Source organism: Streptomyces sp. NPDC058284 (assembly GCF_042881135.1).
Taxonomy (GTDB): Bacteria; Actinomycetota; Actinomycetes; order Streptomycetales; family Streptomycetaceae; genus Streptomyces.
Genome location: NZ_JBHVYE010000052.1, coordinates 1 through 25,832 on the forward strand (window position 1 = coordinate 1; position 25,832 = coordinate 25,832).

The window sequence follows — 25,832 nt, forward strand, 5'->3', positions numbered from 1 at the left end:
GTGGGGTGGGGTGTTGTGTTTGGTGGGCGGGGGGGGGGGGTTGTGCCCCCGGGCGGGGCCGTGGGGGGGCCGGGCGCCGCGCCGCGGGGCAGGGCCGGTGGCCAGGGGCAGCATCCGGGGGCGCGGCCGGCTGCGTGGACCGGCCCGAGGGGGCGCCCCCGGCGCCCCGGCGCGGCCCAGGCGCTGCCCCGTCCGGCACCGGCACGCGCCACCGGACGGCGGCGTCCGCCTCGTCCGCCTCACCCCCTTCGACGACACAGCCCCGCGCAATGTCAGGCCCGGCCGCGAAAAGGTGTCCGCCCGCCCCGGGGGGGGCGCGGCGCCGGGCCGCCCCCCACCGCCCGCACCCGCCCGTCCTCTCTCGCCCGTCCGCCCTCTCTCGCGCCCGTCCGCGCCTGTCCGTCCACCCGTTCCGCAGCAAAGGAGACAGCCCGATGAAGGGCTCCACGGTCTACCGATCGATACAAAAGCGCGGCCTGCACCTGGGACTTCTGCCGGAGATGGCCGCCGCCGTCAACGGCTCGACCCCCCTGACCCTCGACCACGACCTGGACGCCCTGCCCGCGGTGGGGCGGCGCCTGACGGTCGCGGAGTTCGCCCGCGCCGTGGACGAGCTGGCGGCCCGCCTGTGGGCGGCCGGCGTACGGCCCGATGAGCACCTGGTCATCCACAAGCGCGCCAACGCCGACATCTGGATGCTCGGCGCCGCCGCCTCGCGCATCGGCGCCGTCCCCGTGATGCTCTCGCCCGCCCTGGACCCGGCGACCGTCGGCGCGCTGACCGAGCGGGTGGGCCGGCCCAGCCTGCTCACCGACGCCCCCACCCTGGACAGCCTGCGCCAGGCCGGCATCGCCCTGACCGGCCTGACCCGCCGCGTGATCATCGTGGCCGGTGAGCGCAGCGGCGCGCACGCCCTGGACGCGCTCGCCGGCGCCCCCCGGGTGCGCCCCGTGGTCCGCCCCCTGGACGAGGCCGCCGTGATCACCCACACCTCCGGCACCACCGGCCTGCCCAAACTCGTCGTGCACACCCCCCGCACCCAGGGCATCCGCCTGGTGCCGCAGTGGCGCCTGCTCGCCCTGATGCGCCGCAAGGACACCGTCGCCATCCACATCCCCTTCGTGCACTCCCGGATGGTCGCGGCGATGTCACTGGCCCTGCTGAAGGAACTGCCGATCCTGCTGCTGCGCGAATCCGACCCCGACAGCATCGCCGAGCAGTTCGCCGCGCACCGGCCCGGCTTCGTCGAGGCCCTGCCCAACTCCCTGATGGACTGGGAGGAGCTGGCCACCGACGCACGCCGCCCCTTCGCCTCGGTGAAGGTCTTCTCCAGCACCTTCGACGCGATCCACCCGCGCACGATGAGCCGCCTGCTGAACGCCTCCAGCCGGCCCGGTGCCCTCTTCTTCCAGATCTACGGACAGAGCGAGGTCGGCCCCGCCGTCGGCCGCGCCTACCTGCGCTCCTCCGCCCACAAGGCCAACGGGCGCTGCGTGGGCTGGGCGATGCCCCTGGGCGCGGCGAAGGTCCGCGTGGTCAGCCGTGACGGCCGCACTCCCTCCCAGGACAACCCCGGCTTCATCGAGGTCGCCTGGCCGGGCCTGGCCAAAACCTACTTCGCCGAGCAGGACCGCTACGACACCAACCGCAACGGCGCCTGGTGGCGCACCGGCGACGTCGGCTACCGCACCCGCCTGGGCTGCCTGCACATGCTCGACCGCGAAGTCGACATGATCGAGGGCGTCTCCAGCTCCCTGGAGGTCGAGGACGTGGTCCTGGGCCGCCTGGCCGAACTGAGCGAACTGGTCGTGGTGCCGGGCCCGGGCAACCGGCCCGTCCCCGTCATCTGCACCACCGACGACACCCCGCTGGACCCCGGCCGCTGGCGCGCCGCCGTCACCGACTTCCCCCAGCTGGCCGACCCCGTCCAGATCCCCCAGGCCGAACTGCCGCGCACCGCCACGCTCAAGGTCCAGCGGATCGCGCTGGCCGACCACCTGCAGCAGCGCCTGGCCGACCCGGCCTGACCCCGGCCCGCACCCCGGCCCGCACCCCGGCCCGCACCCCGGCCTGCATCCCGGCCCGGCCCGCACCCCGGCCTGCATCCCGGCCCGGCCCGCACCCCGGCCCGCACCCCGGCCCGCATCCCGGCCCGCACCCCGGCCCGGCCCGGCCCGCACCCCGGCCCGCATCCCGGCCCGCAGCCCGGGCGGGCCCGGCAGCGCAGCACCACCGCCGCGCCCGGCCCGCCCCGGCACATCCTGTGGCCGTGCGGCCGGCTCCGTGGCCCCGAGGGTGTGCGGGCGACTGCGGTGGCTGCGTGCCGGGCGGGCGGCTGTGGTTTCTGCGGGTCCGTCACCGGCTGCGCCGGGCCTGCCCGCCAAGCACCAAGCGCCAAGCGCCAAGCGCCAAGCGCCAAGCACCAAGCGCCAAGCGCCGTGCGGGCCGGGGTGCGTCCTTGGCCGCGGGGCGTCGTGGCTGGGCGCGCAGTTCCCCGCGCCCCTGCGGGGCGCGCCGCACGCGCCGGCCCCGCCAGATCGGTTGCTCTCGGGCATCCGGCGCAGCTTGCAGCGCACCGGGCCTGCCCGGCCAGCCGTGGGGACGAAGACGTGCCATCAACGCTGCTGGTCGGCAGGGGGGGTGCCGGTACGGGGGAGGGGTGGTGGTGCGGGGCGCCGCTGGGGCTCGGTGACGGGCCGGACGGGGCGCGGGGGAGAGGCACACGCCCCCCGGGGGCATGCGAGGCGGTCCCGCCCCCTCCCGCACGGCGCCACACCGTCCCGTCCCACCTGCCATCCCACGCCGCCCCGGCCCGGCACACCGGGCCGTGCGGCACCGGCCCCGTGGACCGATACCGACGGGGCTCCCCGCACGGGCCCCCATACCAACTGGGCCCGCAGTACCGGGCCGTTGGCCGGCTGCTCCTGCCGCATCGTCCGCATACCAGCGGCGCCCGCCCGCCCCCCGGCCACGGCAGCTGCCCCGTGGCCCCCCTGGCCGCCCGACCCCGTTCCCGCCACGTCAACGCACCCGCATCCGCCCCTCCTCTTTAGTCCTGGAGAGTCATGTCCCGTCGCCTGTTCACCTCGGAATCCGTGACCGAGGGCCACCCCGACAAGATCGCCGATCAGATCAGTGACACCGTCCTGGACGCCCTGCTCGGCCAGGACCCCGCCTCCCGCGTCGCCGTCGAAACCCTGATCACCACCGGCCAGGTGCACATCGCGGGCGAGGTGAGCACCACCGCCTACGCCGACATCGCCACCCTGGTCCGCAACAAGATCCTCGACATCGGCTACGACTCCTCGGCCAAGGGATTCGACGGCGCCTCCTGCGGGGTGTCGGTGTCCATCGGCGCCCAGTCGCCCGACATCGCCCAGGGCGTGGACGCCGCCTACGAAAACCGCGTCGAGGGCGAACAGGACGCACTCGACCGGCAGGGCGCCGGCGACCAGGGCCTGATGTTCGGCTACGCCACCGACGAGACACCCGCCCTGATGCCGCTGCCGATCGAGCTGGCCCACCGCCTCGCCCGCCGCCTGAGCCAGGTCCGCAAGGACGGCACCGTCCCCTACCTGCGCCCCGACGGCAAGACCCAGGTCACCATCGAGTACCACGGCAGCCGCCCCGTGCGCCTGGACACCCTGGTGGTCTCCTCCCAGCACGCCGGCGACATCGACCTGGCCGAGCAGCTCACCCCCGACGTGCGCACCCACGTCGTCGAGCCCGTCCTGGCCCAGCTCGCCGACGACGGCATCAAACTGGAGACCGAGGACCACCGCCTCTTCGTCAACCCCACCGGACGCTTCGAGATCGGCGGCCCGATGGGCGACGCCGGCCTGACCGGCCGCAAAATCATCGTCGACACCTACGGCGGCATGGCCCGCCACGGCGGCGGCGCCTTCTCCGGCAAGGACCCCTCCAAGGTCGACCGCTCGGCCGCCTACGCCATGCGCTGGGTCGCCAAGAACATCGTCGCCGCCGGCCTCGCGGCCCGCTGCGAGGTCCAGGTCGCCTACGCCATCGGCAAGGCCGAACCGGTCGGCCTGTTCATCGAGACGTTCAACACCGCCACCGTCCCCCAGGCCGCCATCGAAGCGGCCGTCACGGCCGTCTTCGACCTGCGCCCCGCCGCGATCATCCGCGACCTGGACCTGCTGCGCCCCATCTACGCCCGGACCGCCGCCTACGGCCACTTCGGCCGCGACCTGCCCGAACTGACCTGGGAACGCACCGACCGCGCCGACGCCCTGCGCGCGGTGGCCGCAGCAGGCTGACCCCCGCGCCGCCCTCCGCCCCCCCCGGGGCCGGGCACGCCGCAAAAAGCCCGGCCCCGGCGGCCCCCGCCCCCGCGGGGCGCCGCCGGGCCCGGGAGGGCCGCTGTCGACCTCACGCCTTCAAGAGGGAGTGCATTTCGCCGTGCGTATCGCCGTGACCGGATCCATCGCGACCGACCACCTGATGGTCTTCCCCGGACGCTTCGCCGAGCAGCTGATCAAAGAACAGCTCGAGCGGGTCTCCCTGTCCTTCCTCGCCGACCGCCTCGAAATCCGCCGGGGCGGCGTCGCCGCCAACATCGCCTTCGGCCTGGGCCTGCTCCACCTCAACCCCCTCCTGATCGGCGCGGCCGGCCAGGACTTCGCCGAGTACCGCCACTGGCTGCACGAACACGGCGTGGACACCAGCGCCGTCCAGGTCAGCGACACCCTGCACACCGCCCGCTTCGTGTGCACCACCGACCAGGACCAGAACCAGATCGCCACCTTCTACGCCGGCGCCATGGCCGAGGCCGCCCGCATCGACCTGGCCGCCGTGAGCGCCCGCACCGGCCCCCCCGCCCTCGTCCTCGTCGGCGCCGACGACCCCGCCGCCATGCTGCGCCACACCGCCACCGCCCACCGCCTGCACATCCCGGTGGCCGCCGACCCCTCCCAGCAACTGGCCCGCCTGGACCGCGACCAGGCCCGCCGCCTCGTCCAGGGCGCCCGCTGGCTGTTCACCAACGAGTACGAGGCCGCCCTGCTGCAGGAACGCACCGGCTGGAGCCGCCCCGAACTCCTGGAGCGGGTCGGCACCTGGATCACCACCCTGGGCGCCGGCGGCGTCGCCCTGGACCGCGCCGGCTGCCCCCGCCTGCCCGTTGCCGCCGTCCCCACCGACAAGATCGCCGACCCCACCGGGGCGGGCGACGCCTTCCGTGCGGGCTTTTTGGCCGCCACCGCCTGGAACCTGCCCCAGGAACGCGCCGCCCAGCTCGGCTGCGCCCTGGCCACCACCGTCCTGGAATCGGTCGGCACCCAGGAGTACAAACTCCTCCCCGCCGACCTGATCACCCGCATCGACCACACCTACGGACCCGCCGCCGCCCGCGCCCTGGAAACACAGATCACAGGCGAACGCACGAACCCCGCCCGCCCCGCCCCCGCACCGGACGGCGCCCCGCCCCCTCCCGCCGCCCGGCCCGCCGCCCGCCCCGGCGCCGGGGGCCGCTCATGAGGGCACTGCGCGACCTCATCGACGAGGAGAGCCCCAGCTTCTCCTTCGAGTTCTTCCCGCCCAAGAACCCGAGCGCGGCCCGCTCCCTGTGGCGCACCATCCGCCGCATCGAGACCCTGGCCCCCGCCTTCGTCTCGGTCACCTACGGCGCCGGCGGCTCCTCACGCGAACGCACCGTGGAGCTCACCACCCGCATCGCCGCCGAGACGACCCTGCGCCCCGTCGCCCACCTGACCGCGGTGGGCCACTCGGTGGCCGAACTGCGCCACATCATCGGCCAGTACGCCGACGCCGGGGTCCGCGACGTCCTGGCCGTCCGCGGAGACCCGCCCGGCGACCCCAACGGACCCTGGACGCCCCACCCCAAGGGCCTGGACCACGCCCACCAACTGGTGCGCCTGGTCAAGGAATCGGGCCAGTTCAGCGTCGGCGTGGCGGCCTTCCCCGAACGCCACCCGCGCTCCGCCGACTGGGACAGCGACATCGCCCACTTCGTCGCCAAGTGCCGGGCCGGCGCCGACTACGCCATCACCCAGATGTTCTTCCACGTCGAGGACTACCTGCGGCTGCGCGAGAAGGTGAGCGCCGCGGGCTGCGACACCCCGATCATCCCCGAGATCATGCCGGCCACCGACGTGCGCCAGATCAGCCGCTTCGCCCAGCTCAGCGGCGCCGCCTTCCCCGAAGCCCTGGCCCACCGCCTGGACGCCGCCCGCGACCACCCCGCCGAGGGCCACCGCATCGGCGTGGAGTACGCCACCGCCATGGCCCGCCGCCTGCTGGCCGAAGGCGCCCCCGGCCTGCACTACATCACCCTCAACCGCTCCACCGCGGCCCTCGACATCCACCGCAACATCACCGCCACACCCGCCACACCCGGCGCATCCACCACGCCCGGCACGCCCGGTGTCCGGCCCGCCGGTCTCGCAGCCCGCCACTGACACGGCACCGCCCCCCTCTTCTTCCGGGCCCGATCCCCCCGCTACCGACCCCACCCCACCAGGAGGCTGACGTGCACCACACCCACGAGGAGGACAGCAGGCCCAAGGACAGCAGGCGCCCCGCGGACGCCGCCGTCCGCACGCCGCCGCGCACCCCGGCGCTGCGCCTGGCCGGCATCGACGAGGACGACAGCGCCGAAACCAACGTCGTACGCGGCATCGACTGACCCCGCCCCGCCCCCCACCGGCCCCCCCGGCCCCGTACCCCTGCTCGTACCCCTGCTCCACCAGGAGGAGAGATGTCCGCAGCCCCACACAACCCCACCACCCCCGCCGCGTCTGCCGCGGCTGCCGCGTCTGCGGGGAGCGACGCCCTGAGCGATATCGGTGACGCCCTCGCCCGGGCCGGCGCGGCCTCCCTGACCGGCCGGCGCGCCGAGCTGGCCGAGGGCCTGCTGCGGGCGGCCCTGTCCCGCTGGGAGGACCCCCAGGTGCGCCCGCAGCTGCTGGCCGCCTTCAGCGCCGTCTTCACCGGCGAGGAAGGCGCCGCCCAGATGCGCGACTTCATGTCCCAGCAGATCTTCCGGCAGCTGGCGGCCTCGCTGCAGGAGGAGCCCAGGGACTTCGACGAGGTCGCCCGCGCCCTGGGCGTGCCGCCCATGAACATCAACGCCGCCCAGGCCCAGGTGTGGGGCGTGGCCGTCCTGCGCTACGTCGTCCGGCTGGAGCCGCTCGCCTCGGCCTCGGTGGACGACGTCGTCGCCCTCATCGCCCCCACCATCCAGCGCTACCTGGTCGCCTGAGCCCGCCCCCGCCACCGCCCCCGCCCCTGCGGGACCCCGCGGCGCGCACGGGCCCTCACATTTGGGCAGCCCGTTTCGTCGGAGGGGAGGAGACGGACACCGGCCCGCGATCCGGCGGGGCGCACGAGTCACCGGCGCCGGCCGGAACATCCGCGCGGACGGCCTTTTCGGGTCGCACTTATTCGGAGGAAGTAAACAGGCCATGAGTACTCTCGACAAAGAGTCCCCGGGCGGGGCGAACGATGCCGTCGCCCAGTCCGACCCGAGGCGCTGGAAAGCACTGGGCGTCCTGGCCGCGATTCAGTTCATGCTCGTCATGGATGTCACGATCGTGCTCGTCGCTCTCCCCGAGATCGACAAGGACCTGACCTTCAGCACCGAGGGCGACCTCGCCTGGGTTCTCAACGGCTACGTGCTGATGGCCGGCGGCTTCCTCCTGCTGGGCGGCCGGCTGGCCGACATGTTCGGCCGCCGCAGGGTCTTCATGATCGGTGTGATCTGCTTCGGCGTCGCCTCGGCCACCTGCGGCGCCGCGATGTCCTCCGGCATGCTGGTCTCCAGCCGCTTCGTCCAGGGCCTGGGCGAGGCCCTGTGCGGCCCGGCCGCACTCGGCATGATCCCCATCCTCTTCCCCGACGCCCGCGAGCGGATGAAGGCCCTGGGCGTCTGGGGCGGCACCGCCGCCCTGGGCGGCGTGATCGGATCGGTCGTCTCCGGTGCGCTCACCGAATGGATCGACTGGCGCTGGATCTTCTACATCAACATCCCCATCGCGCTCGCCGCGCTCATCCTGGTGCCCCGCGTCATGCCCGAGAGCCGCATGGAACGCGAGGGCCGCAGCGTCGACTTCGCCGGCGCCGTCGGCATCACCGGCGGCCTGGTCGCCGTCGTCTACGGCCTGATCAAGGCCGCCGACCACGCGTGGGGCTCCTCCACCGTGCTCCTGCCGCTGCTGGCCGGCATCGGCATCCTGCTGCTGACCGCCGTGTGGGAGACCCGCGTCTCCGACCCGATGGTGCCCATCCGCTTCTTCACCAACCGCACCCGGGTCACCTCCAACGTCGTGACCCTGGCGCTGCTCGCCAGCTTCCACTGCTACGCCTTCCTGCTCATCATCTACATGCAGCAGGTCCTCAACTACTCCGCGATCAAGGCGGGCATGGCCGTGGTGCCGCTGGCCTTCGCGATGGGCGCCGGCATGGGCGCCGCCTCCGCCCTGATGCCCCGCATCGGCGTCAAGGCGGTCCTGGCCATCGGCTTCGGCGGCGCCGCCGCCGGCCTGTTCGTCGCCAGCTCCCTGGAGGCCGACTCCTCCTACGTCGGCGGCGTCCTGCCGGGCATGCTCGTCTTCGGCATCTTCAGCGCCATGTGCTATCCCGCCCTGGTCAACGGCGCGCTCTACCAGGTCACCGGCAAGGACTCCGGACTGGCCTCCGGCGTGCAGACCGCCATGCAGCAGATCGGCGGCGCGCTGGGCCTGGCCACCCTGGTGCCCATCGCCATCCGCTACACGAGCGACCACATCGGCGACGGCGTCCTGCCCACCGTCGCCCAGTCCGACGGGGCCTCGCGGGCCTTCCAGGTGGGCGCCATCCTGGTGGCCGCCGCGGCCGTCCTGGTCATCGCGCTGATGCAGAAGGTCGACGCCACGCCCCGCAACGTGCTGGCCGAGGCGGATGCCGAGCCCGGCGACGAAGCGCCGGCCCAGCCCACCACCACCGGCGCCGCCTCCTGAAAGCGCGTGAGCGCCCACTGAGCCACTGAGCCGGCCTTGGACCGCACCGCCCCCGGGGACCATCCCCCCTCCGGGGGCGCTGTGCTGTCCGCCCCCGTGCCCGCCCGGCCAACCCCCCGCCGCACGCCCGCAGTCGGGCGCCGGCAGGAGCGAACAGGGCCGTGATCCATGCCACTTCGGGGCGCTCTAGGCGCGGAGGCGGGCCGCGTGTCACTATTCCAGGGCGCCCACCCTGCCCAAAAACAGCACCCCGGCCGGTACTTGGGCGCTTTTCCGTTCCCCCTCTTTCCTTGGCGCACCGGAAAATTCATTCCTGCCGCTTCTGCGGGCCCGCCCGCAGAGCGCCGGCCGCGCCCGCACCACGGCCACCGCGCCCGCGCCCGGGCCACGCAGCTGAGCGACACCCTCCCCGCAGAGCGGAAAGGAGCAGGCCCATGACCACCACCGCCGTGAGGGACACCCGCGCCTGCGCGCCGGACCGCACCGGGGGCACGGACACGGTTACGGGCACGGGTGTGCCGGCCTTCTCGAGCGCCCTGCCGACCCCGGCTGCCCGGGCGCTGCCGGGCCCGGGGGAGTACGCCGCCCCGGTAGGGGCCCGCCCGGGATCCCGCCGCCCGGCGGCCCGGATGCGGCCCGCGGGCCCAGGAGGCGGCATGGCCGCGGGGTCCGCCCCCCAGGCATGGTGAACGGCTACCGTCCGCCCCGCGACAGCGGCTGACGGCCGGCGCGGGACGGACGCGGGAGCAGCACGCGCAGCGCGGCACACCGGCCGCAAGCGCCCCCCCCGCGATCCGCACATCCCCCCTGTCGTACATGCCGTGCCCCCCGCCCCGCTCGCGCCCCGTGGCGCACGGGGCGCGGGGCCGCCGCCCGGTCGAGGTCTCTCCCGGGCCGGCGGGGCGTGTGCGTCCCAGCACCGCCGGCTCTCGCTCGCCGCGGTGCTCCCGGCCGGACGTGAGCGGCGCCGCCCCTCGTGTGCTTGTGCGGCGGCGCCCGGCGTGCGGTCTCGCCCCGTTGCGTGACCAGCAGAAACGGTAGACATGACAGCGACACACAGCACGGTATGCCTGATCGGTGCCGGACCGCGCGGGCTGTCCGTACTCGAGCGCCTGTGCGCCAACGCCCGCTCGCGCCCCCAGGACCACACCGTGCACATTCATGTGGTCGACCCCTACCCGCCCGGCCCCGGCCAGGTCTGGCGTACCGACCAGTCCCCGCACCTGCTGATGAACACCGTGGCCGGCCAGATCTCCCTGTTCACCGACGCCACCGTCGACCTGCACGGCCCCCTGGAGCCCGGACCCAGCCTGTACGAGTGGGCCACCACCCTCACCGCCGCCGCCACGGATGCCACCGCCCCCCCTACGGATGCCGCCGCCGCGGATGACACTGCGGGCGGCACCGATGACACCGCCGCCGGCGGGAGCGGCGTCTTCGGCCATCCGGCCGGCGTCCTGCAGGAGGCCCGCGCCCTGGGCCCCGACACCTACCCCACCCGCGCCTTTTACGGCCACTACCTGCGCTGGGCCTACCGGCGCATCGTGCGGGGCGCCCCGCACGGCGTGCGGGTCAGCGTCCACCGCTGCCGGGCCCTGGCCCTGGACGACGAGGGCGCCACCGGCCACCCGCAGGGGCCGCCGCAACAGCGGGTGCGGCTCAGCGACGGCGCCGTGCTGCGCCACCTGGACGCGGTCGTCCTGTGCCAGGGCCACCTGCCGGCCCGCGCCGATGACGCCGAGCGGGCCTTCGCCGCCCGCGCCCGGCAGTCGGGCCTGCGCCACCTCGCGCCGGCCAACCCCGCCGACGTCGACCTGGACGCCCTGGAGCCGGGCAGCAGGGTGCTGCTGCGCGGCCTGGGACTGAACTTCTTCGACTACCTCGCCCGGCTCACCGCCGGGCGCGGCGGCCGCTTCTCGCGCACCGGCAACCGCCTGGTCTACCACCCCTCGGGCCGCGAGCCCCGCCTGTGCGCGGGCTCCCGGCGCGGCATCCCCTACCAGGCCCGCGGCGAGAACGAGAAGGGCCCGCACGGCCGGCACCGGCCGCTGCTGCTCACCGAGCGGCGCATCGCCGAGATGCGCCGCCGGGCCGGCGCGTCCGGCCTGGACTTCCGGGCCGATCTGTGGCCGCTGATCGCGGCGGAGGTGGAGGGCGTCTACTACCGCACGCTGCTGTCCTCGCGCGGCAAGCACGGGCCCAGCGAGCAGTTCCAGGCCGACTACCTGGCCGCCGGCACGGTGCGGCGCGGCGCGCTCCTCACGGCGTACGGCATCGGCGAGAAGGACCGCTGGGACTGGGAACTGCTCGCCCGGCCCTACCGGGGGCGGGAGTTCACCGGCCCGCACGACTTCACCGGCTGGCTCCTGGACCATCTGCGCCAGGACGTCGCCGAGGCCCGCACCGGCAACCTCAGCAGCCCCCTGAAGGCGGCCCTGGACGTCCTGCGCGACCTGCGCAACGAGATCCGCCTGGCCGTCGACCACAACGGGCTGCACGGCGACTCCCATCGCGAGGACCTGGAGGGCTGGTACACCCCGCTCAACGCCCACCTCTCCATCGGCCCGCCGGCCCGCCGCGTCGAGGAGATGATCGCGCTGATCGAGGCCGGGGTGCTGGAGGTGGTGGGCCCGAACCTGGCGGTGCGCCTGCGTCCGGGCGGCTGCACCACCCACTCCCCGCTGGTGCCCGGCTCGGTGCGGCGCGTGGACACGCTCATCGAGGCGCGGCTGCCCGCGATCACCCTGCGCCGTACCGGTGATGCGCTGCTGCGCCGGCTGCTGGACAGCGGCCAGTGCACCACCCACCGCATCCCCACCCGCACCAAGGAGCCCTACCAGAGCGACGGCCTGGCCGTCACCCGGCGCCCGTTCCATCTGCTGGACGCCGCCGGGCGCCCGCACCCGCGCCGCTTCGCCTTCGGGGTGCCCACCGAGTCGGTGCACTGGGTGACGGCCGCCGGTATCCGCCCCGGCGTCAACTCGGTGACCCTCACCGACGCCGACGCCATCGCCCGCGCGGCCCTGGCCTGCCCCACCACCACCCCTGCCGCCCCCACCACCCCCGCCGCCTCCACCACCCCTGCGGCCTCCACTGCTCCCGCTGCCCCAACCGCCGCCCCGGGGGCGGCCGTTCACCCCGCACAAGGAGTCACGCATGCCCACTGACCCCGCCCCCGCCGCCCCGCCCGCCCCGCCCGCACCGGCCGCCCTGGCGGCCCCGGCGCTGCCGGATGCCGGGCTGCTCGCCCCGGTCTGGGCCGGCACCCCCGTGGCCGGCGCGGTCGGCGACGGCGCGTGGCTGCAGGCCATGCTGGACGCCGAGGCGGCCCTGAGCCGGGCCCAGGCCCGCCTGGGCACGGTGCCCGCGGCCGCCGCCCGCACCATCACCGAGGCCGCCCGCGCCGAGCGCCTGGACCTGCCGGCGCTGGCCGCCCGGGCCCGCCAGTCCGCCAACCCGGTGGTCGCCCTGGTGCAGGAACTGACCGCGCTGGTCCAGGCCCTGGACCCGCAGGCGGCCGCCTACGTGCACCGCGGGTCCACCAGCCAGGACATCCTGGACACCGCGGCCGTCCTGGTGGCCCACCGGGCGCTGGGCCTGATCCGCGCCGACCTGGCCCGCCTCGAGCAGGACCTGGCCCGCCTGGCCCGCACCCACCAGGACACCCTGATGGCCGGGCGCACCCTGGCCCTGCACGCGGTGCCCACCACCTTCGGCTGCAAGGCGGCCGGCTGGCGCAGCCTGGTCCTGGACGCCGCGCAGAAACTGGCCGACCTCCAGGCCCGGGCCCCGGTCCAGCTCGGCGGGGCCGCCGGGACCCTGGCCGGCTACCTCCACCACGCCCCGGGCGCCGAGCCCGCCGCCTACACCCGCGAGCTGACCGCCGCCTTCGCCGCCGAACTGGGCCTTTGTGCCCCGCTGCTGCCCTGGCACGTGCTGCGCACCCCCGTGGCCGACCTGGCCCAGGGCGCCGCGTTCACCTGCACCGCCCTGGGCAAGATCGCCGTCGATGTGCTGTCGCTGACCCGCACCGAGGTCGGCGAGGTGCACGAGCCGGCGCCCGCCGGGCGCGGCGCGTCCTCGGCGATGCCGCACAAACGCAACCCCGTCCTGTCCGCGGCCATCCGCTCCGCCGCCCTGCAGGCGCCCCCGCTGGCGGCCGGCGTCCTTGGCTGCATGCTGAGCGAGGACGAACGCTCCGCCGGCGCCTGGCACGCCGAGTGGGAACCGCTGCGCGCCCTGCTGCGGCTGGCCGGGGGAGCGGCCCACCAGGCGGTGGAACTGGTCTCCGGCCTGTCGGTGGACACCGGGCGGATGCGCGCGAACGCGGCCCTGACCGGCGGGCAGATCGTCTCCGAGAAGATCGCCGCCGTCCTGGCCCCGCTGCTGGGCAAACCAGCGGCCCGCGCCCTGCTCAACGAGGCCTGCGCCGAGGCCGCCCGCACCGGCGCGCCCCTGGCCGGCCTCCTGCGGGCCGATGCGCGGGTGGCCGCACTGCTGGACGAAGAGCGCCACCGCGACCTGTTCGCGCCCGGCGCCTACACCGGGGCCGCCGCCGCGCTGACCGAGCGCGCCCTGACCCGCACTCTGCCCGCCTGAGGGCACACACCCCGGCCCGCGCCCTCCAGCAGGGCGCGGGCCGGCGTGCGGGGCAGGGGCAAGGGGAGGGGCAGGAACGGGGCGGGGGGGCGGGGGGTCAGGAACGGGCGGCGGCGCCGGCCGGCCGGCGCCGCAGGGCGATCTCGGTGAGCTCCTCTATGTCGAACTGCGAACGCCCCGGGGTGCCGTAGCGGGTTATCTTGCCGCGGCTCACCCATTTGCGGATCGTCGCCTCGGAGACACCCGTGGCCAGGGCGGCCACATTCGTGGGTACGAGCCGGTGGCGCGGTGGTCTGTTCATGCGGCGTCCTTCCGTTGCCGGTCCAAGAGATGCCGGAGGGTCAGTAATTCGCGCATTTCCCATGAATGTCCTGACGTGCAGCTGATGCTGCCCCTGGCCGGGCTCCTTGCGGCACGCTGCGCGGTATTGATCGTCCCCGGGCAGTCGTCCACCACGCACCCGATGGCGGGCGTGCGGTGCTCTTCCGAATCCGGGTCGATGGCGCGCAGCGATTCCACCTGGAGGCCTTCGACTTCATCGGCGAATTCCACGGCGGGGGGCTGGGCGGTGAGCCACTCGAGATGGCGTATCAAAAAGGAGGCGAGCTGGGGGACGGAGCGCCCGGGAGGAGCGGTTTCGAGCTTCTCCACCACATACAGCGACCACGACTCCAAGATGGCGAGAATATTGTTCCGGGCGTCGAGCGCGGAAATATTCAGGTGGTCGCGCCTGCGGCTGCCCGACACCTTCGTCGGGTTCCTGCGCCGGGCCGTCGGCAGAATGTGGTGCAGCCCCTCCTGGTGCAGGCCGGGAAGGGTGCGCAGGGTGCGCTCCAGCTGCCCGGCACACGCGGCGCACAGCACACGGCCGGCGGCGGCCCGCACCTCGGGAGCATGGTTCCTGGGACATGAGTGAAACTCCATTGAATCTCCTTCATGAGCTGACGCGCCCCGCGGCCGGCCGCCGGAAACAATTCCGCGCCGATCACCGCAGTGAATGCTGAAACGAAGGCCCCCGAAGACGGGGGCGCGACCGAAAGGCCCGGCCAAAGACCGCGGAAGAACACCGCGGCGGCGGGAAGGACCCGGTCAGTGAATTACGGCAAAAGAAGCGGAACAGGCCCGGCAGGCGCAGGCTCTGATGTGTTCCCTCGATACGGCCGTCATGTGCATTCCATCCCCCCGTTACTGCCCCAGACCCACCGCCACCTAGCCGCGGCCATGGGTGCACTCGGAGAGTTCCATGAGCGGTCGGGGGGTGTCAACGTGCACCCCGGCGGGAAGGGAGCGGTAATCCAGCGGTGTTAAATTTTTCCTTTCGTAATCGATCCCCCCTAAAGGGGAATTCTAGATTCCCCTTTTCTTCAGCGGGGCTCGAGTTCCCTTCCGGAACCGCCTCTGTGCCGTGCCGGGCCCCGCCCCGGCCGGCCGCCCCCCCCCGTGCTCGCTCTCTACGCCAAGGAAGTCAAGGCTGTGGCCATGGAAACGACCTGTATCGCAACCGACCAGCAAGGGGCGGCCGACGCGCGCCGCACCAGCGAGGAACTGCTGCAGCGGATGGAACACCATCTGCGGGCCTTCCTCTTGGCCGAACACGACGTATGGGCGGGGGTGAACGAACGGGCGGCCGGCGCCGTCGACGCGCTGCGCGGCCTGGTTGCGGCCGGCGGCAAACGCATCCGGCCCGCCTTCTGCATCGCCGGCTACCTCGCCGCCGGCGGCGACCCCGAGGACCCCGTGGCCGTGACGAGCGCCGCAGCCCTGGAGATGCTGCACGCCTCGGCCCTCATCCACGACGACATCATCGACGCCTCCAGCCACCGCCGCGGCCTGCCCACCGTCCACGCCCACCACTCCGCCCGCCACGCCGCACGCGCCTGGCAGGGCGAATCCCGCCGGTACGGCGAGGGCGTGGCCCTCCTCGTCGGCGACCTGGCCCTGGTCTACTCCGAACAGCTGATGGCCCCCGCACCCGCCGCGGTCACCCCGGTGTGGAACAGGCTGCGCTCGGAACTGATGATCGGCCAGTACATGGACATGACCGCGGCCGCCGAATTCCTCATCGACCCCCACCTCTCCCGCTGGATCGCCCTGGCCAAGTCCGGCCACTACACCATCCACCGCCCCCTGGCCGTCGGCGCGAGCGCCGCCGGACGGCCCGACCTCGCCCCCGCCTTCGAACAGTACGGCGAGGCGGTCGGCGAGGCATTCCAGCTCCGCGACGACCTGCTGGACGCCTTCGGCGACTCCGCCGCCACCGGCAAACCCGCCGGCCTGGACTTCAGCCAGCACAAGATGACCCTGCTCCTGGGCTGGGCGATGCAGCGCGACCCGCGCATCCGCCGCCTGATCACCACCCCCGGCCACACCCCCGAGGAGGTCCGCCGCCGCCTGCTGGACACCGGCGTCCCCGACGACGTCGAAAAGCACATCGCCGGCCTCGTCGAGCAGGGCTGCACCGCCATCACCGCCACCCCCATCGACCCGGTGTGGCGCAGCGAACTGACGGCCATGGCCGAACGGGTCGCCTACCGCACCGCCTGAAAGCCGCCCACCGCACCGCGTCCGCCCGCAGGGCGGGCCGGGCCGGGCCGGGGCGGGGGAGTCCCGCACCCTCCCGCCCCGCCGCCCCGGCCCCGCTGCGCCGAAGCCCCGCCCCGGCGGGTGCCCGCACCAACCCCCCGGCCACGGCCGGGGAGTTGGCGCCGGGCGGACGGGGACGGTGCTGCGGGCACCCGCGCGAACCGGCCAAGCTGCGCGCGGCAGGCGACCGGACGGCAGCAACGTGCGGCCACCCCGCCCGCCCCCCCCCCCCCCCCCGGGCCGGGCTGCCCCCGCCGAGCGCCCGTCGGTCAACCCCCGCCGGGCCCCGCTTCCCCCGCACCCCGTTGCGGCGTACCGCCCCGCCCGCCCCCCGGCCGGCGCGACGAGCGCGGCGCCCGGCACCCGGCAAGGCGGCCGCCACCCCAACTCCGCGCCCCGCGGCGGGCGTTCAGACGCCGGGCGCGTACTCGAAGACCGCCTGAGTCCGCATCGGGAGCACCTCGAGGACCGCTCGACCCCCGCCCCCTCTGCCCCCGCCCGCCCCCTCACCCTCCGGCCCCTGCGGACCCCGCACCGGGGGCGCGGACCCCTCCCCACCAGGCACAACGAGCCCGCACCCCACGACCGGGGGCGGCCGGGCGGCCAGCCCGCGGCGGCACGGCGCCGGGCGCGGCACCCGGGCACGCCCTTGGCCAAAGCCCGCCGCCGCACGCCGCGCACGCCGCATGATGCAACCACCAAGGCACCGGAAGGGCGGCCAGATGAGTGCGGACGCACACGGCGTCACGGACAACGGCAGCGGCGGCCGCGGCCACGCCGTAGTGATCGGTTCGAGCCTCGCCGGACTCACCGCGGCACGGGCCCTGGCCAACACCATGGACCACGTCACCGTCATCGAGCGCGACCACCTGCCCCACGGCGCAGGCCGGCGCCGCGGCGTACCCCAGGCACGGCACACCCACAGCCTGACAACCACCGCCCAACAGGGCCTGGAACAGCTCTTCCCCGGCATCGGGAAGGACCTGCAGCGGGCCGGCGCGATCCGGGTGCGCCTGCCCCAGGACATGCTGCTGCTCGGCCCGCAGGGCTGGCTGCCCCGCTTCGACTCGGGCCTGTCGATGCTCAGCGCCGGCCGCGACCTGATCGATGCGGTACTGCGCCAACGGCTGCACGCCGAGCCCAGGGTCAGCTTCCTGCCCGCCCACGAGGCCACCGCCCTGCAGCCCGGCCGCAACGACACCGTCACCGGCGTCTGGGCCCGCCCCCGCGAACGCCGCAGCCCCAACGGCTGGGGCCCGCCCCGCCTGATACCCGCCGACTTCGTGGTGGACGCCTCGGGCCGCAGCTCCCGCGCCCCGCACTGGCTGGCCGAACTCGGCTACGACAGCCCCCGCGAGAGCGTGACACCGGCCCGCAGCACCTACGTCTCCACCGTCTTCGCCCCGCCCGTCGGCCACGTCGCCGACTGGAAGGCACTGCTGCTCATGGCCTCACCCGACCACCCCCACCAGGGCACGCTCAACCCCATCGAGGGCGGCCGCTGGTCGCTCACCCTGTGCACCGGCGACGGCACACAGCCGCCCGCCGACCACACCGCACTGCTGCACGCCGCCGGCGCCCTGCGCCACCCGCTGCTGCGCGACGTCATCGAGGCCGCCACCCCCCTGGGCCCCCTCTACACCTGCGCCCACACCGAGAACCGCTGGCGCCACTACGAGAAACTGCGCCGCTGGCCCGATCAGTTCCTCGTCGTCGGCGACGCCCTGGCCGTCCTGGACCCCGCCCACGGCCCGGGCATGACCCTGGCCGTCCAGGGCGCCCTGGTCCTGGACCACCTGCTGGCCGGCCACGGCACCACCGTCGGCCTCACCTACCGGCTGCGCCGCGCCCTGGCCCACCGCCTGGCCCCCGCCTGGCAGTCCAGCACCCGCCACCTGCGTACCGGCAACGGCCAGGACGCGCCCACCGGACTGCGCGCCCGCCTCGCCCGGCGCTACACGGCCCGGATCGCCGCCGCCGCCCCCACCGACCCGCACGCCGCCACCCAGCTCATCGCCCGCATCCAGGCCGCCGGCCCCCTGGCCGCCGTCCCCCGCCCCCCGGCCCCGCACACCCCGCCCGCCGTCCCGCCCGCCGCCGTCGCGGCGCCGCCCAGCCGCACCCACGGCCCCCGCACGCCCCGGCGCCCGGCCCCGGCGGCCGCGCCCGCCATCGGGGTGGCCACCGGCTCCGCCCGCCTGCGCCCGCCCGGCTCCTCGGCGCAGTGGCCGGCCCCCGCGCCCCGGGCCCGCCCCCGCCCCTGACCCCCGGCCGGCCGCCCCCGCCGCAAGAGGGGAGGCCGGGCACAGACGCCACCCGGCATGGACATAAGGTTCTGGCATGACAAGAGCGCAGCAACTACCTGCTGTAGAGGCCGACTTGGGCCACCCGCAACGGGTGCGCGGCACCAACACACCGCCCGTTCCAGCACAGTTGACGACACGCCGGTCACCGGCACTCGAGGCCCGCTCGAAACCCGCTCAAGAACCAGTGGAGTTGGGGCAGGGCTCCGGCTCGAGCGCGGTTGTCCGGCCGCACACGGTGTCGATAGCGTTCCTCCCGCTTCAGGGCACGGGCCCGTTTGCGCCGCCGCAGGCCGCCCCCGCCACCGGCCGCACCCCGGCCGGCCCGGGTGTGCCTGTGACCACCGAGCGGCGAGGGGAGGGCGCGCGGGCATGAGCATCACCGACGAGGCACCGCAGCGGGAGCGGACCAGGGCCCCACAGGGCGAACGCGTCGCCGACTGGGCGGACGGCCGCCTCGGGATCTACCAGTGGCGCACCCTGATGCGCAAGGTCTTCCCCGAGCACTGGTCCTTCATGTTCGGCGAGATAGCGCTCTACAGCTTCATCATCCTGATCCTCACCGGCCTCTACCTCACCATGTTCTTCAACCCCAGCATGGGCGAGACGGTCTACCAGGGCCCGCACGTCCCGCTGCAGGGCGTGCAGATGTCGGAGGCCTACGCCTCCACCCTGCGCATCAGCTTCGAGGTGCGCGGCGGCCTGTTCATCCGCCAGCTGCACCACTGGGCCGCCCTGACCATGATCGCCGCGACGATGGCGCACACCCTGCGCCACTTCCTGACCGGCTCCTTCCGCAAGCCGCGCGAGCTCAACTGGCTGATCGGCGTGGTCCTGCTGGTCCTGGTCACCCTGGAGGGCTTCTTGGGCTACTCGCTGCCCGACGACCTCCTCTCGGGCACCGGCCTGCGCATCGCCGAAGGCGTCACCCTGGCCATCCCGCTGGTGGGCACCTACCTGACGATGTTCCTGTTCGGCGGCGAGTTCCCCAGCACGGACGTCATCCCCCGCTTCTACAGCCTGCACATCCTGCTGCTGCCCGGCATCATGCTGGCCCTGGTCACCGTCCACCTGATCCTGGTCGTCTACCAGAAGCACACCCAGTTCCGCGGCCCGGGCCGCACCCAGAAGAACGTGGTCGGCCAGCCCCTCATGCCGCACTACGCGGCCAAGGCCGGCGGCTTCTTCTTCCTCGTCTCCGGCGTCCTGGCACTGATGGCGGGCATCGCCCAGATCAACGCCGTCTGGGTCTACGGCCCCTACCGGCCCGACCAGATCTCCCAGGGCTCCCAGCCCGACTGGTACATGGGCTTCCTCGAAGGCGCCCTGCGCGCCTTCCCCGCCTGGGAGTTCGCCCTGGCCGGCCACACCGTCAACATGGGCGTCCTCATCCCGGCCGTCGTCCTGCCCACCCTGCTGATCGCCATCGCCGCGCTCTGGCCGTTCATCGAGGCCTGGATCACCGGCGACCAGCGCGAGCACCACCTGCTGGACCGGCCCCGCGAACAGCCCGCCCGCACCGCGTTCGTCTCCTCCCTCGCCGCCTTCTACCTGGTGCTCTTCTTCGGCGGCTCCAACGACATCCTCGCCGAGCGCTTCCACCTGTCGATGAACGCGATCACCTGGACGGTCCGCATCGGCGTCTTCGTCATCCCGGCCCTGACCTACGTCATCACCCGGCGGATCTGCATCGGCCTGCAACTGCGCGACCGCGACAAGCTCCTGCACGGCCGCGAGAGCGGACGCATCAAACGCCTGCCGCACGGCGAGTTCGTCGAGGTCCACGAACGCCTGGACCGCGGACAGGAGTACATGCTCCTCTCCCGCGAGATCCACCAGCCGCTGCCGGCCCCGCCGCGCGAGGACGACCGCGGCGTACCCAACCCCAAATCCCGCACCCAGCTGGTCCGCCACCGGCTCAGCCGCTGGCTCTCCGGCGGCCAGATCCCCCACCCCAGCCCGCAGGAGATGCAACACGCCCTGACCCACCTGAACCCCTCCTCCAACGGCAACGGCAACGGCAACGGCCACGCACCGGCCGCCCTGCCCGCCCCCGCCGAGCACCGCGAGAGTGACCAGCCCCTGCACTGACCGGCCCGGGGGCCCGGCCCACCGCGGCCCCCCCACGAACGCGGCGCGGGTGACCAGGGGACGGGTCACCCGCGCCGCCCTGCACCGCCCCCCGGCCCGACCGGCCCCGCCCCGCCCGGGCCGCGGGCCGCGTCCGGGCAGCCGGGGGAGGCGATACGCGGGGGTCGGGCGCCCCGCCCCGGCACCGCACCCGCAGCCCGGCGAAGGCGGCACGCGGCCGGGCACCCTCCGCAACCCGCCCGCACCGTGCCCCCCGCAGCCCAGCGCTCCGCCCCGCACCCCAACGCCCCATGCCCTCCCCACCCGGGCCCGTCCAGGCCGGAGGAGGGCAGCGGTGCACGCGCGGGCGCCCCTGTGGGGCCGGGCCCCGCACCCCGCCCCGTATCGCGCCCCTCCAGGCCGGGGGAGGGCAGCAGTGCACGCGCGGGCCTCCCTAGGGGACCCCGCCCCAGCCCCCGCCCCGTACCTCGGGGCCCGGCCCCAACCCGGCAGCCCGCCCCGCACCCCGCATCCCCCTCGCCCCGCGCCCCGCATCCCCCTCGGGCCGCGCCCCGCACCCCCTTCGGGCCGCCCCCCCCGCACGCCGCCCCAACTCCCGCCCTCTTCCCGCCTGTTCGCCAGGACGCGGGCGCCCCCGGCGGGCCCCGCCCTCATGCGCGCCCCCAACTCCCGCCCGGGACCCGCTGTTCGTCATGGCGAGGGCCCCCGGCGGGCCCCGCCCCCAGCGCGCCCCCAACTCCCGCCCGCGACCGGCCGTTCGCCATGGCGAGGGCCCCCCGGCGGGACCCGCCCCCGAGCGCGCCCCCAACTCCCGCCCCGCGCGCGGCCGTTCGCCGCACCGCAGGCCCCGGCAGGCTCCGCATCCGCGCGCCCCGTCCCGCACCCCGTGCGCCCGACCGGCGTCAGGGATGCCCGGCGCGGGCCGGGGGAGGGGCCGCACCCGGCTCCGCTTGGAGTGACCCACGTCACTTTGTAGGACTCTTGGTGCGGGGCCCCGCCCGTGTCACTATTTCTGCAGACCTCCCCTGCCCAAAAACTGCGCCCCCTCCTTGTCGAGTGTGGAGCCCTTGGCCGCCGGGGGAGTTGCGTCAGGGCGCCGGGCGGCGCGGGAGTCCCGCACACCGCCTGACGGCCCCTCACCCCGGAAGTCCCCGGCCCCCGGCCGAGCCCGCCGGCAGGCCCCCGCCGCCCGGCCCGGCGGCCCGCGCAGTCCCCGTCCTGCGCGCCCGGCCGGCACCCCGGCCCTCGTTCCGCAACCCCCCGCGAGTCCCGCGCACGGCCGCCTGGCCGGCCCGGTGCGCCGCCTTGTCCTTGCCGCCGGCCACACCGGCGCCGCAATCCACCCATGGAGGAATGATGTCGGGAACCGCCGATCTGGCGAGTGTCTACGCCGCCGTCGAGGAGTCAGCCGGGCTGCTGGACGTCACCTGCTCGCCCGAGAAGGTGCGGCCCATCCTGGCCGCGTTCGAAGAGGTCCTGCCCGATGCCGTGATCGCCTTCAGGGTGGCCACCAACGCGCGCCACGAGGGGGAGTTCGACTGCCGCTTCACGGTGCCCGCGAGCATCGACCCCTACGCCGTCGTGCTGGAGAAGAAGCTCACCACCCAGAGCGGCCACCCGGTCGAGTCCCTGATCGGCGAGGTCCAAAAGCACTGCTCCGTCGACAGCTACGGCGTCGACTTCGGGGTCCTGGGCGGTTTCAAGAAGATCTGGGTGTACTTCCCCGGCGGCCGCCACGAGAGCATCGGCCACCTGGCGGGCCTGGACTCCATGCCCCCCGCCCTGGCCCACAACGAGGACTTCTTCGCCCGCTACGGCCTGGCCGACAAGGTCGACCTGATCGGCATCGACTACGGCAGCCGGACGATGAACGTCTACTTCGCCGCCACCCCCGAGGTCGTCGCCCCCGACACCGTCAAGGCGATGCACCGCGAGATCGGCCTGCGCGAGCCCAGCGAGCAGATGCTCGACTTCTGCGGCAAGGCGTTCGGCGTCTACGCCACCGTCAACTGGGAGTCGGCGAAGGTCGAGCGGATCTCCTACAGCGTCAAGACGGAGAACCCGCTGGAGCTCTCCGCCCGGCTCGGAACCAAGGTCGAGCAGTTCCTGAAGAGCGTTCCCTACGGCATCGACACGCCCAAGATGGTCTACGCCGCGGTGACTTCCGGCGGCGAGGAGTACTACAAGCTCCAGTCCTACTACCAGTGGCGCACCAACAGCCGGCTGAACCTTTCCTACGTCGGCGGACGTTCGTGATCAGCAGTCCCCGCAGCACCCCCGCACACTCTTCGAAAGGGATCAGCGCACAATGACGTCAACTGAAGCCACTCTCGGACGCTTTCGCGAGTACATGGTGGGCCCCTCGCGGTTCATGAGCCTGCTGTCCGTCTTCGAGCTCGGCATCATCGACAAGCTCCGCGAGCACCCCGCACTGACCGCAGCCGAACTCGGCGAGGCCGTCGGCGCCAAGCCCGACGCCGTCGAGCAGCTGCTGTTCCTGCTGGTCAAGGAGGGCTTCGTCGCCCAGGACGAGACGAGCGGCGCCTACACCCTGGACGCGCTCGCCGAGGTCGCCGAGAGCGACCTGAAGCGCGCCCTCACCTACATGAACATGATCAAGGTGGTGGCGCTGCGGCAGCTGTTCTACCTCACCGACAGCGCGCGCACCGGCACGATCGTGGGACTGAAGGAGCTGTACGGCACCGAGGGCGGCACCCTCTACGACGCGGTGGCCGAGCACCGCGACCTCAACGACGCCTGGCTGACGCTGATGAACAACGTCACCGCCAACATCGACCCCTGGTTCTTCGCCAACGTCGACGTGCCGGCCGGCGCGCAGGTGCTGGACGTGGCCGGCAACACCGGGCTCGGCGCGATCCACACCTACCGGCACAAGGCCTCCCCGGGACTGAAGGTGACCACCTTCGACCTGCCGGAGAAGGAAGCCGCCTGCCTGGAGAACTTCGACAAGCACGGGGTGCGCGAGCACTGCTCCTTCATCGGCGGCAACGTCTTCGACGAGATCCCCGCCGGCTTCGACACCGTACTGATCAAGCACTTCCTCGACATGTTCGACAAGGACGACGTCTTCACCATCCTGCGCGGCGTCTACCGCGCGCTCGAGCCGGGCGGCACCGTCAACATCATGGTGCCGGTCTACCCCGAGGACATCCGCGACACCGACAACTACAACGTCGACTTCTTCCCGGCCTTCTTCATCGGCTGCACCATGGGCCAGGGCGGCCCGCAGAAGATGTCGGTCTACCAGAGCTGGCTGGAGGAGTGCGGGTTCAAGGTCACCAAGGCCATCACCAAGGACCCCGCCGAGGTGCCCCGCGACGTCATCCCCGTCCAGGCCATCCTGTGCGCGACGAAGGTCGCCTGAGCGGCCCCTGCCCGGGCACCGCGGACCGGAGCGTCCGCCGTGCCCGCGCCCTGCCGCCCGCAAGCGCCGACCGGCACCTGGAGGATGCATGCCCGCAGTGACCGGGACCGACGACGTGTGCGCGGCCATCGAGGAGGCGGCCCGCCTGGTGGGCCTGGACTGCCCGCCGCAGACAGTCCGGCCCGTCCTGAGCGCGTACGCAAACGGCCTGGCCCAGGCCGGTGTCGTCTACAGCGTCTCGACCCACGGGCCACGCCCGGCCGAGCTCGACTACACCGTCACGGTGCCGGTGAGCAGCGGCGATCCCTACGCCACCGCGCTGGCCCACGGATTCCTCACCCCCACCGACCACCCCGTCGCCGCCCTGCTGTCCGCCGTCCGCGAGCGGTTGACGGTCAGCGAGTACCTCATCGACGCCGGGGTCGTCGCCGGGTTCAGCAAGATCTACGCGCACTTCCCGCAGGACGTGCGCCGCACGGGAGAACTCGCCGCCCTGCCCGCCATGCCCGGCGCCCTGGCCACGAACGCCGCCCTGCTCGAACGGCACGGCCTGCGCGACGTCGCGATGCTCGGGATCGACTACCGGCGCCGCACGGTCAACCTGTACTTCACCCAGCTGAGCCAGGAGTGCCGCACCCCGGCCAACCTGCGCTCCCTGCACCGCGAGCTCGGCCTGCCCGAGCCCGACGAGCAGATGCTGGCCTTCGCGGGGCGCTCGTTCAGGATCTACACCACCCTGGCCTGGGACTCCCCGCGCATCGAGCGGGTCTGCTACGCCCCGCCGCCCGCCCGCGGCTGGGACCGGGCCGGCCTGCCGGTGCCCATCACCGACCAGGTCGAGCAGTTCGTGCGCAGCGCCCCGCGCGCCTACGCGGGCGAGCCCATCGTCATCGCGGCCGTCAAGTGGGAGAGCGGCGGGCACTACCTCAACCTGGGCCCCTACTACCAGCTCTCGCCCCTGATGCGAAAAGTGATCAGCGCGGTGCACAACGGCAGGATATGAACACGTCCTGAACTCTTTTCCGCGCAGAGAAATTGCCTGACCCGGGACCCGGTCCCGGATCAGGCAATTTCTCTGCCAGGAACCGCCCTTTTCCCGCCATAAAAGGCGCACCGCATTGTTTTGGCCGATGCGGGCCCCGCCATGCCCATATTGAAGTTGAACATTGAACCATGTTCAGGAGTGTAACGTCGAAACGGTGTTGATTTTGCCCTCGGCAATCAGGCAGGATCACCCAAGTCAACGGGGGAATTCCACTTCTGTGGCGACCCCCCGCATTCATTCGCCATTCACAGAAGGGGACACCCGTGTCCGAAACCGCCACCACCGAGGGCTTCAGCGACGCCGCCGAACTGCGCCGCGCCAACCGGGCCACCGTCGAGCAGTACATGCACACCCTGGGCCAGGACCGGCTGCGCCGGCACGAACTGTTCACCGAGGACGGCCGGGGCGGCCTGTGGACCACCGACACCGGATCCCCGGTGGAGACGGTGGGCCGCGACCGGCTGGCCGAGCACGCCGTGTGGTCCCTCGGCTGCTTCCCGGACTGGGAGTGGTACAACATCCAGATTTTCGAGACCCAGGACCCCAACCACTTCTGGGTGGAATGCGACGGCCGCGGGAAGATCCTCTTCGGCGACTACCCCGAGGGCTACTACGAGAACCACTTCCTGCATTCCTTCGAACTCGAGAACGGCAAGATCAAGCGCAATCGCGAGTTCATGAACCCGTTCCAGCAGCTGCGGGCACTCGGCATACCGGTCCCGGAAATCAAGCGCACCGGCATCCCCACCTGAGAACCACTACATTACCGCTGGATCGGAGTACGTCAATGGAAGACGTTATACGGGAGATTCGTATCCGCGGGGCTCTGCAGCAACCCGACTGGAGCGACA

Annotated in this window: 19 protein-coding genes; 17 read left to right on the top strand and 2 right to left on the bottom strand. The window is 73.7% G+C overall.

Translation table 11 applies throughout. From position 1 onward, the window contains the following. Positions 1–434 precede the first annotated feature (434 nt). From ACFVYR_RS37000 to ACFVYR_RS37045, 10 genes are all read left to right on the top strand, one after another. Entirely contained in the window at positions 435–2,027 is a 1,593-nt protein-coding gene (locus tag ACFVYR_RS37000; RefSeq protein WP_384261867.1) for an AMP-binding protein, read from the top strand. A 1,038-nt stretch (positions 2,028–3,065) separates the two neighbouring features. Further along, entirely contained in the window at positions 3,066–4,277 is a 1,212-nt protein-coding gene (metK, locus tag ACFVYR_RS37005; protein ID WP_384261869.1) for a methionine adenosyltransferase, read from the top strand. A gap of 142 nt (positions 4,278–4,419) precedes the next feature. Continuing rightward, positions 4,420–5,496, top strand: coding sequence for a carbohydrate kinase family protein (locus ACFVYR_RS37010; RefSeq protein WP_384261871.1), 1,077 nt, complete (start codon positions 4,420–4,422; stop codon positions 5,494–5,496). Next, a complete protein-coding gene (metF, locus tag ACFVYR_RS37015; RefSeq protein ID WP_384261873.1) occupies positions 5,493–6,437 on the top strand; it encodes a methylenetetrahydrofolate reductase [NAD(P)H] in 945 nt (314 codons plus the stop codon). The genes ACFVYR_RS37010 and metF overlap by 4 nt, the downstream gene beginning before the upstream one ends. Before the next feature lie 71 nt (positions 6,438–6,508). Continuing rightward, positions 6,509–6,664 carry a hypothetical protein gene (locus ACFVYR_RS37020; RefSeq protein ID WP_384261876.1) on the top strand — a complete coding sequence of 52 codons (156 nt, stop codon included), beginning with the start codon at positions 6,509–6,511 and terminating at the stop codon, positions 6,662–6,664. A 72-nt stretch (positions 6,665–6,736) separates the two neighbouring features. Then, the gene (locus tag ACFVYR_RS37025; RefSeq protein ID WP_384261878.1) at positions 6,737–7,240 is read left to right on the top strand and encodes a hypothetical protein; all 504 of its coding nucleotides are present in this window, start codon (positions 6,737–6,739) and stop codon (positions 7,238–7,240) included. Positions 7,241–7,442: 202 nt separating this feature from the next. Next, positions 7,443–8,975, top strand: a complete 1,533-nt coding sequence (locus ACFVYR_RS37030; protein WP_384261881.1) for an MFS transporter — start codon at positions 7,443–7,445, stop codon at positions 8,973–8,975. A gap of 434 nt (positions 8,976–9,409) precedes the next feature. Then, on the top strand, positions 9,410–9,664 hold the full coding sequence (locus tag ACFVYR_RS37035) for a hypothetical protein (protein ID WP_384261882.1): 255 nt from the start codon (positions 9,410–9,412) through the stop codon (positions 9,662–9,664). 354 nt (positions 9,665–10,018) lie between these two features. Continuing rightward, positions 10,019–12,142, top strand: a complete 2,124-nt coding sequence (locus ACFVYR_RS37040; protein ID WP_384261885.1) for an FAD/NAD(P)-binding protein — start codon at positions 10,019–10,021, stop codon at positions 12,140–12,142. Further along, the gene (locus ACFVYR_RS37045; RefSeq protein ID WP_384261888.1) at positions 12,132–13,574 is read left to right on the top strand and encodes an adenylosuccinate lyase family protein; all 1,443 of its coding nucleotides are present in this window, start codon (positions 12,132–12,134) and stop codon (positions 13,572–13,574) included. The genes ACFVYR_RS37040 and ACFVYR_RS37045 overlap by 11 nt, the downstream gene beginning before the upstream one ends. A gap of 97 nt (positions 13,575–13,671) precedes the next feature. Here ACFVYR_RS37045 and ACFVYR_RS37050 read toward each other — a convergent pair whose 3' ends face one another. Together ACFVYR_RS37050 and ACFVYR_RS37055 are read right to left on the bottom strand one after the other, a co-directional pair. Then, the gene (locus tag ACFVYR_RS37050; protein ID WP_389613889.1) at positions 13,672–13,875 is read right to left on the bottom strand and encodes a hypothetical protein; all 204 of its coding nucleotides are present in this window, start codon (positions 13,873–13,875) and stop codon (positions 13,672–13,674) included. Then, entirely contained in the window at positions 13,872–14,498 is a 627-nt protein-coding gene (locus ACFVYR_RS37055) for a hypothetical protein (protein WP_384261891.1), read from the bottom strand. The genes ACFVYR_RS37050 and ACFVYR_RS37055 overlap by 4 nt, the downstream gene beginning before the upstream one ends. A gap of 555 nt (positions 14,499–15,053) precedes the next feature. On the opposite strand from ACFVYR_RS37055, the gene ACFVYR_RS37060 reads away from it, so the two are divergent. From ACFVYR_RS37060 to ACFVYR_RS37090, 7 genes are all read left to right on the top strand, one after another. Then, complete coding sequence (locus tag ACFVYR_RS37060) at positions 15,054–16,118, top strand: polyprenyl synthetase family protein (RefSeq protein ID WP_384261894.1); 1,065 nt, start codon at positions 15,054–15,056, stop codon at positions 16,116–16,118. Positions 16,119–16,879: 761 nt separating this feature from the next. Then, the gene (locus ACFVYR_RS37065) at positions 16,880–18,421 is read left to right on the top strand and encodes an FAD-dependent oxidoreductase (protein ID WP_384261897.1); all 1,542 of its coding nucleotides are present in this window, start codon (positions 16,880–16,882) and stop codon (positions 18,419–18,421) included. Between the two features lie 411 nt (positions 18,422–18,832). After that, complete coding sequence (locus ACFVYR_RS37070; protein WP_384261900.1) at positions 18,833–20,551, top strand: cytochrome bc complex cytochrome b subunit; 1,719 nt, start codon at positions 18,833–18,835, stop codon at positions 20,549–20,551. Between the two features lie 1,356 nt (positions 20,552–21,907). Continuing rightward, positions 21,908–22,807 (top strand): aromatic prenyltransferase, encoded by a 900-nt coding sequence (locus tag ACFVYR_RS37075; protein ID WP_384261902.1) that lies wholly within the window; start codon positions 21,908–21,910, stop codon positions 22,805–22,807. 52 nt (positions 22,808–22,859) lie between these two features. Beyond that, positions 22,860–23,936, top strand: a complete 1,077-nt coding sequence (locus ACFVYR_RS37080; RefSeq protein ID WP_384261905.1) for a methyltransferase — start codon at positions 22,860–22,862, stop codon at positions 23,934–23,936. An 88-nt stretch (positions 23,937–24,024) separates the two neighbouring features. After that, positions 24,025–24,939, top strand: a complete 915-nt coding sequence (locus ACFVYR_RS37085) for an aromatic prenyltransferase (protein WP_384261908.1) — start codon at positions 24,025–24,027, stop codon at positions 24,937–24,939. A 305-nt stretch (positions 24,940–25,244) separates the two neighbouring features. Further along, positions 25,245–25,733 carry a PhzA/PhzB family protein gene (locus tag ACFVYR_RS37090; protein ID WP_384261911.1) on the top strand — a complete coding sequence of 163 codons (489 nt, stop codon included), beginning with the start codon at positions 25,245–25,247 and terminating at the stop codon, positions 25,731–25,733. The last annotated feature ends 99 nt before the right edge of the window (positions 25,734–25,832 follow it).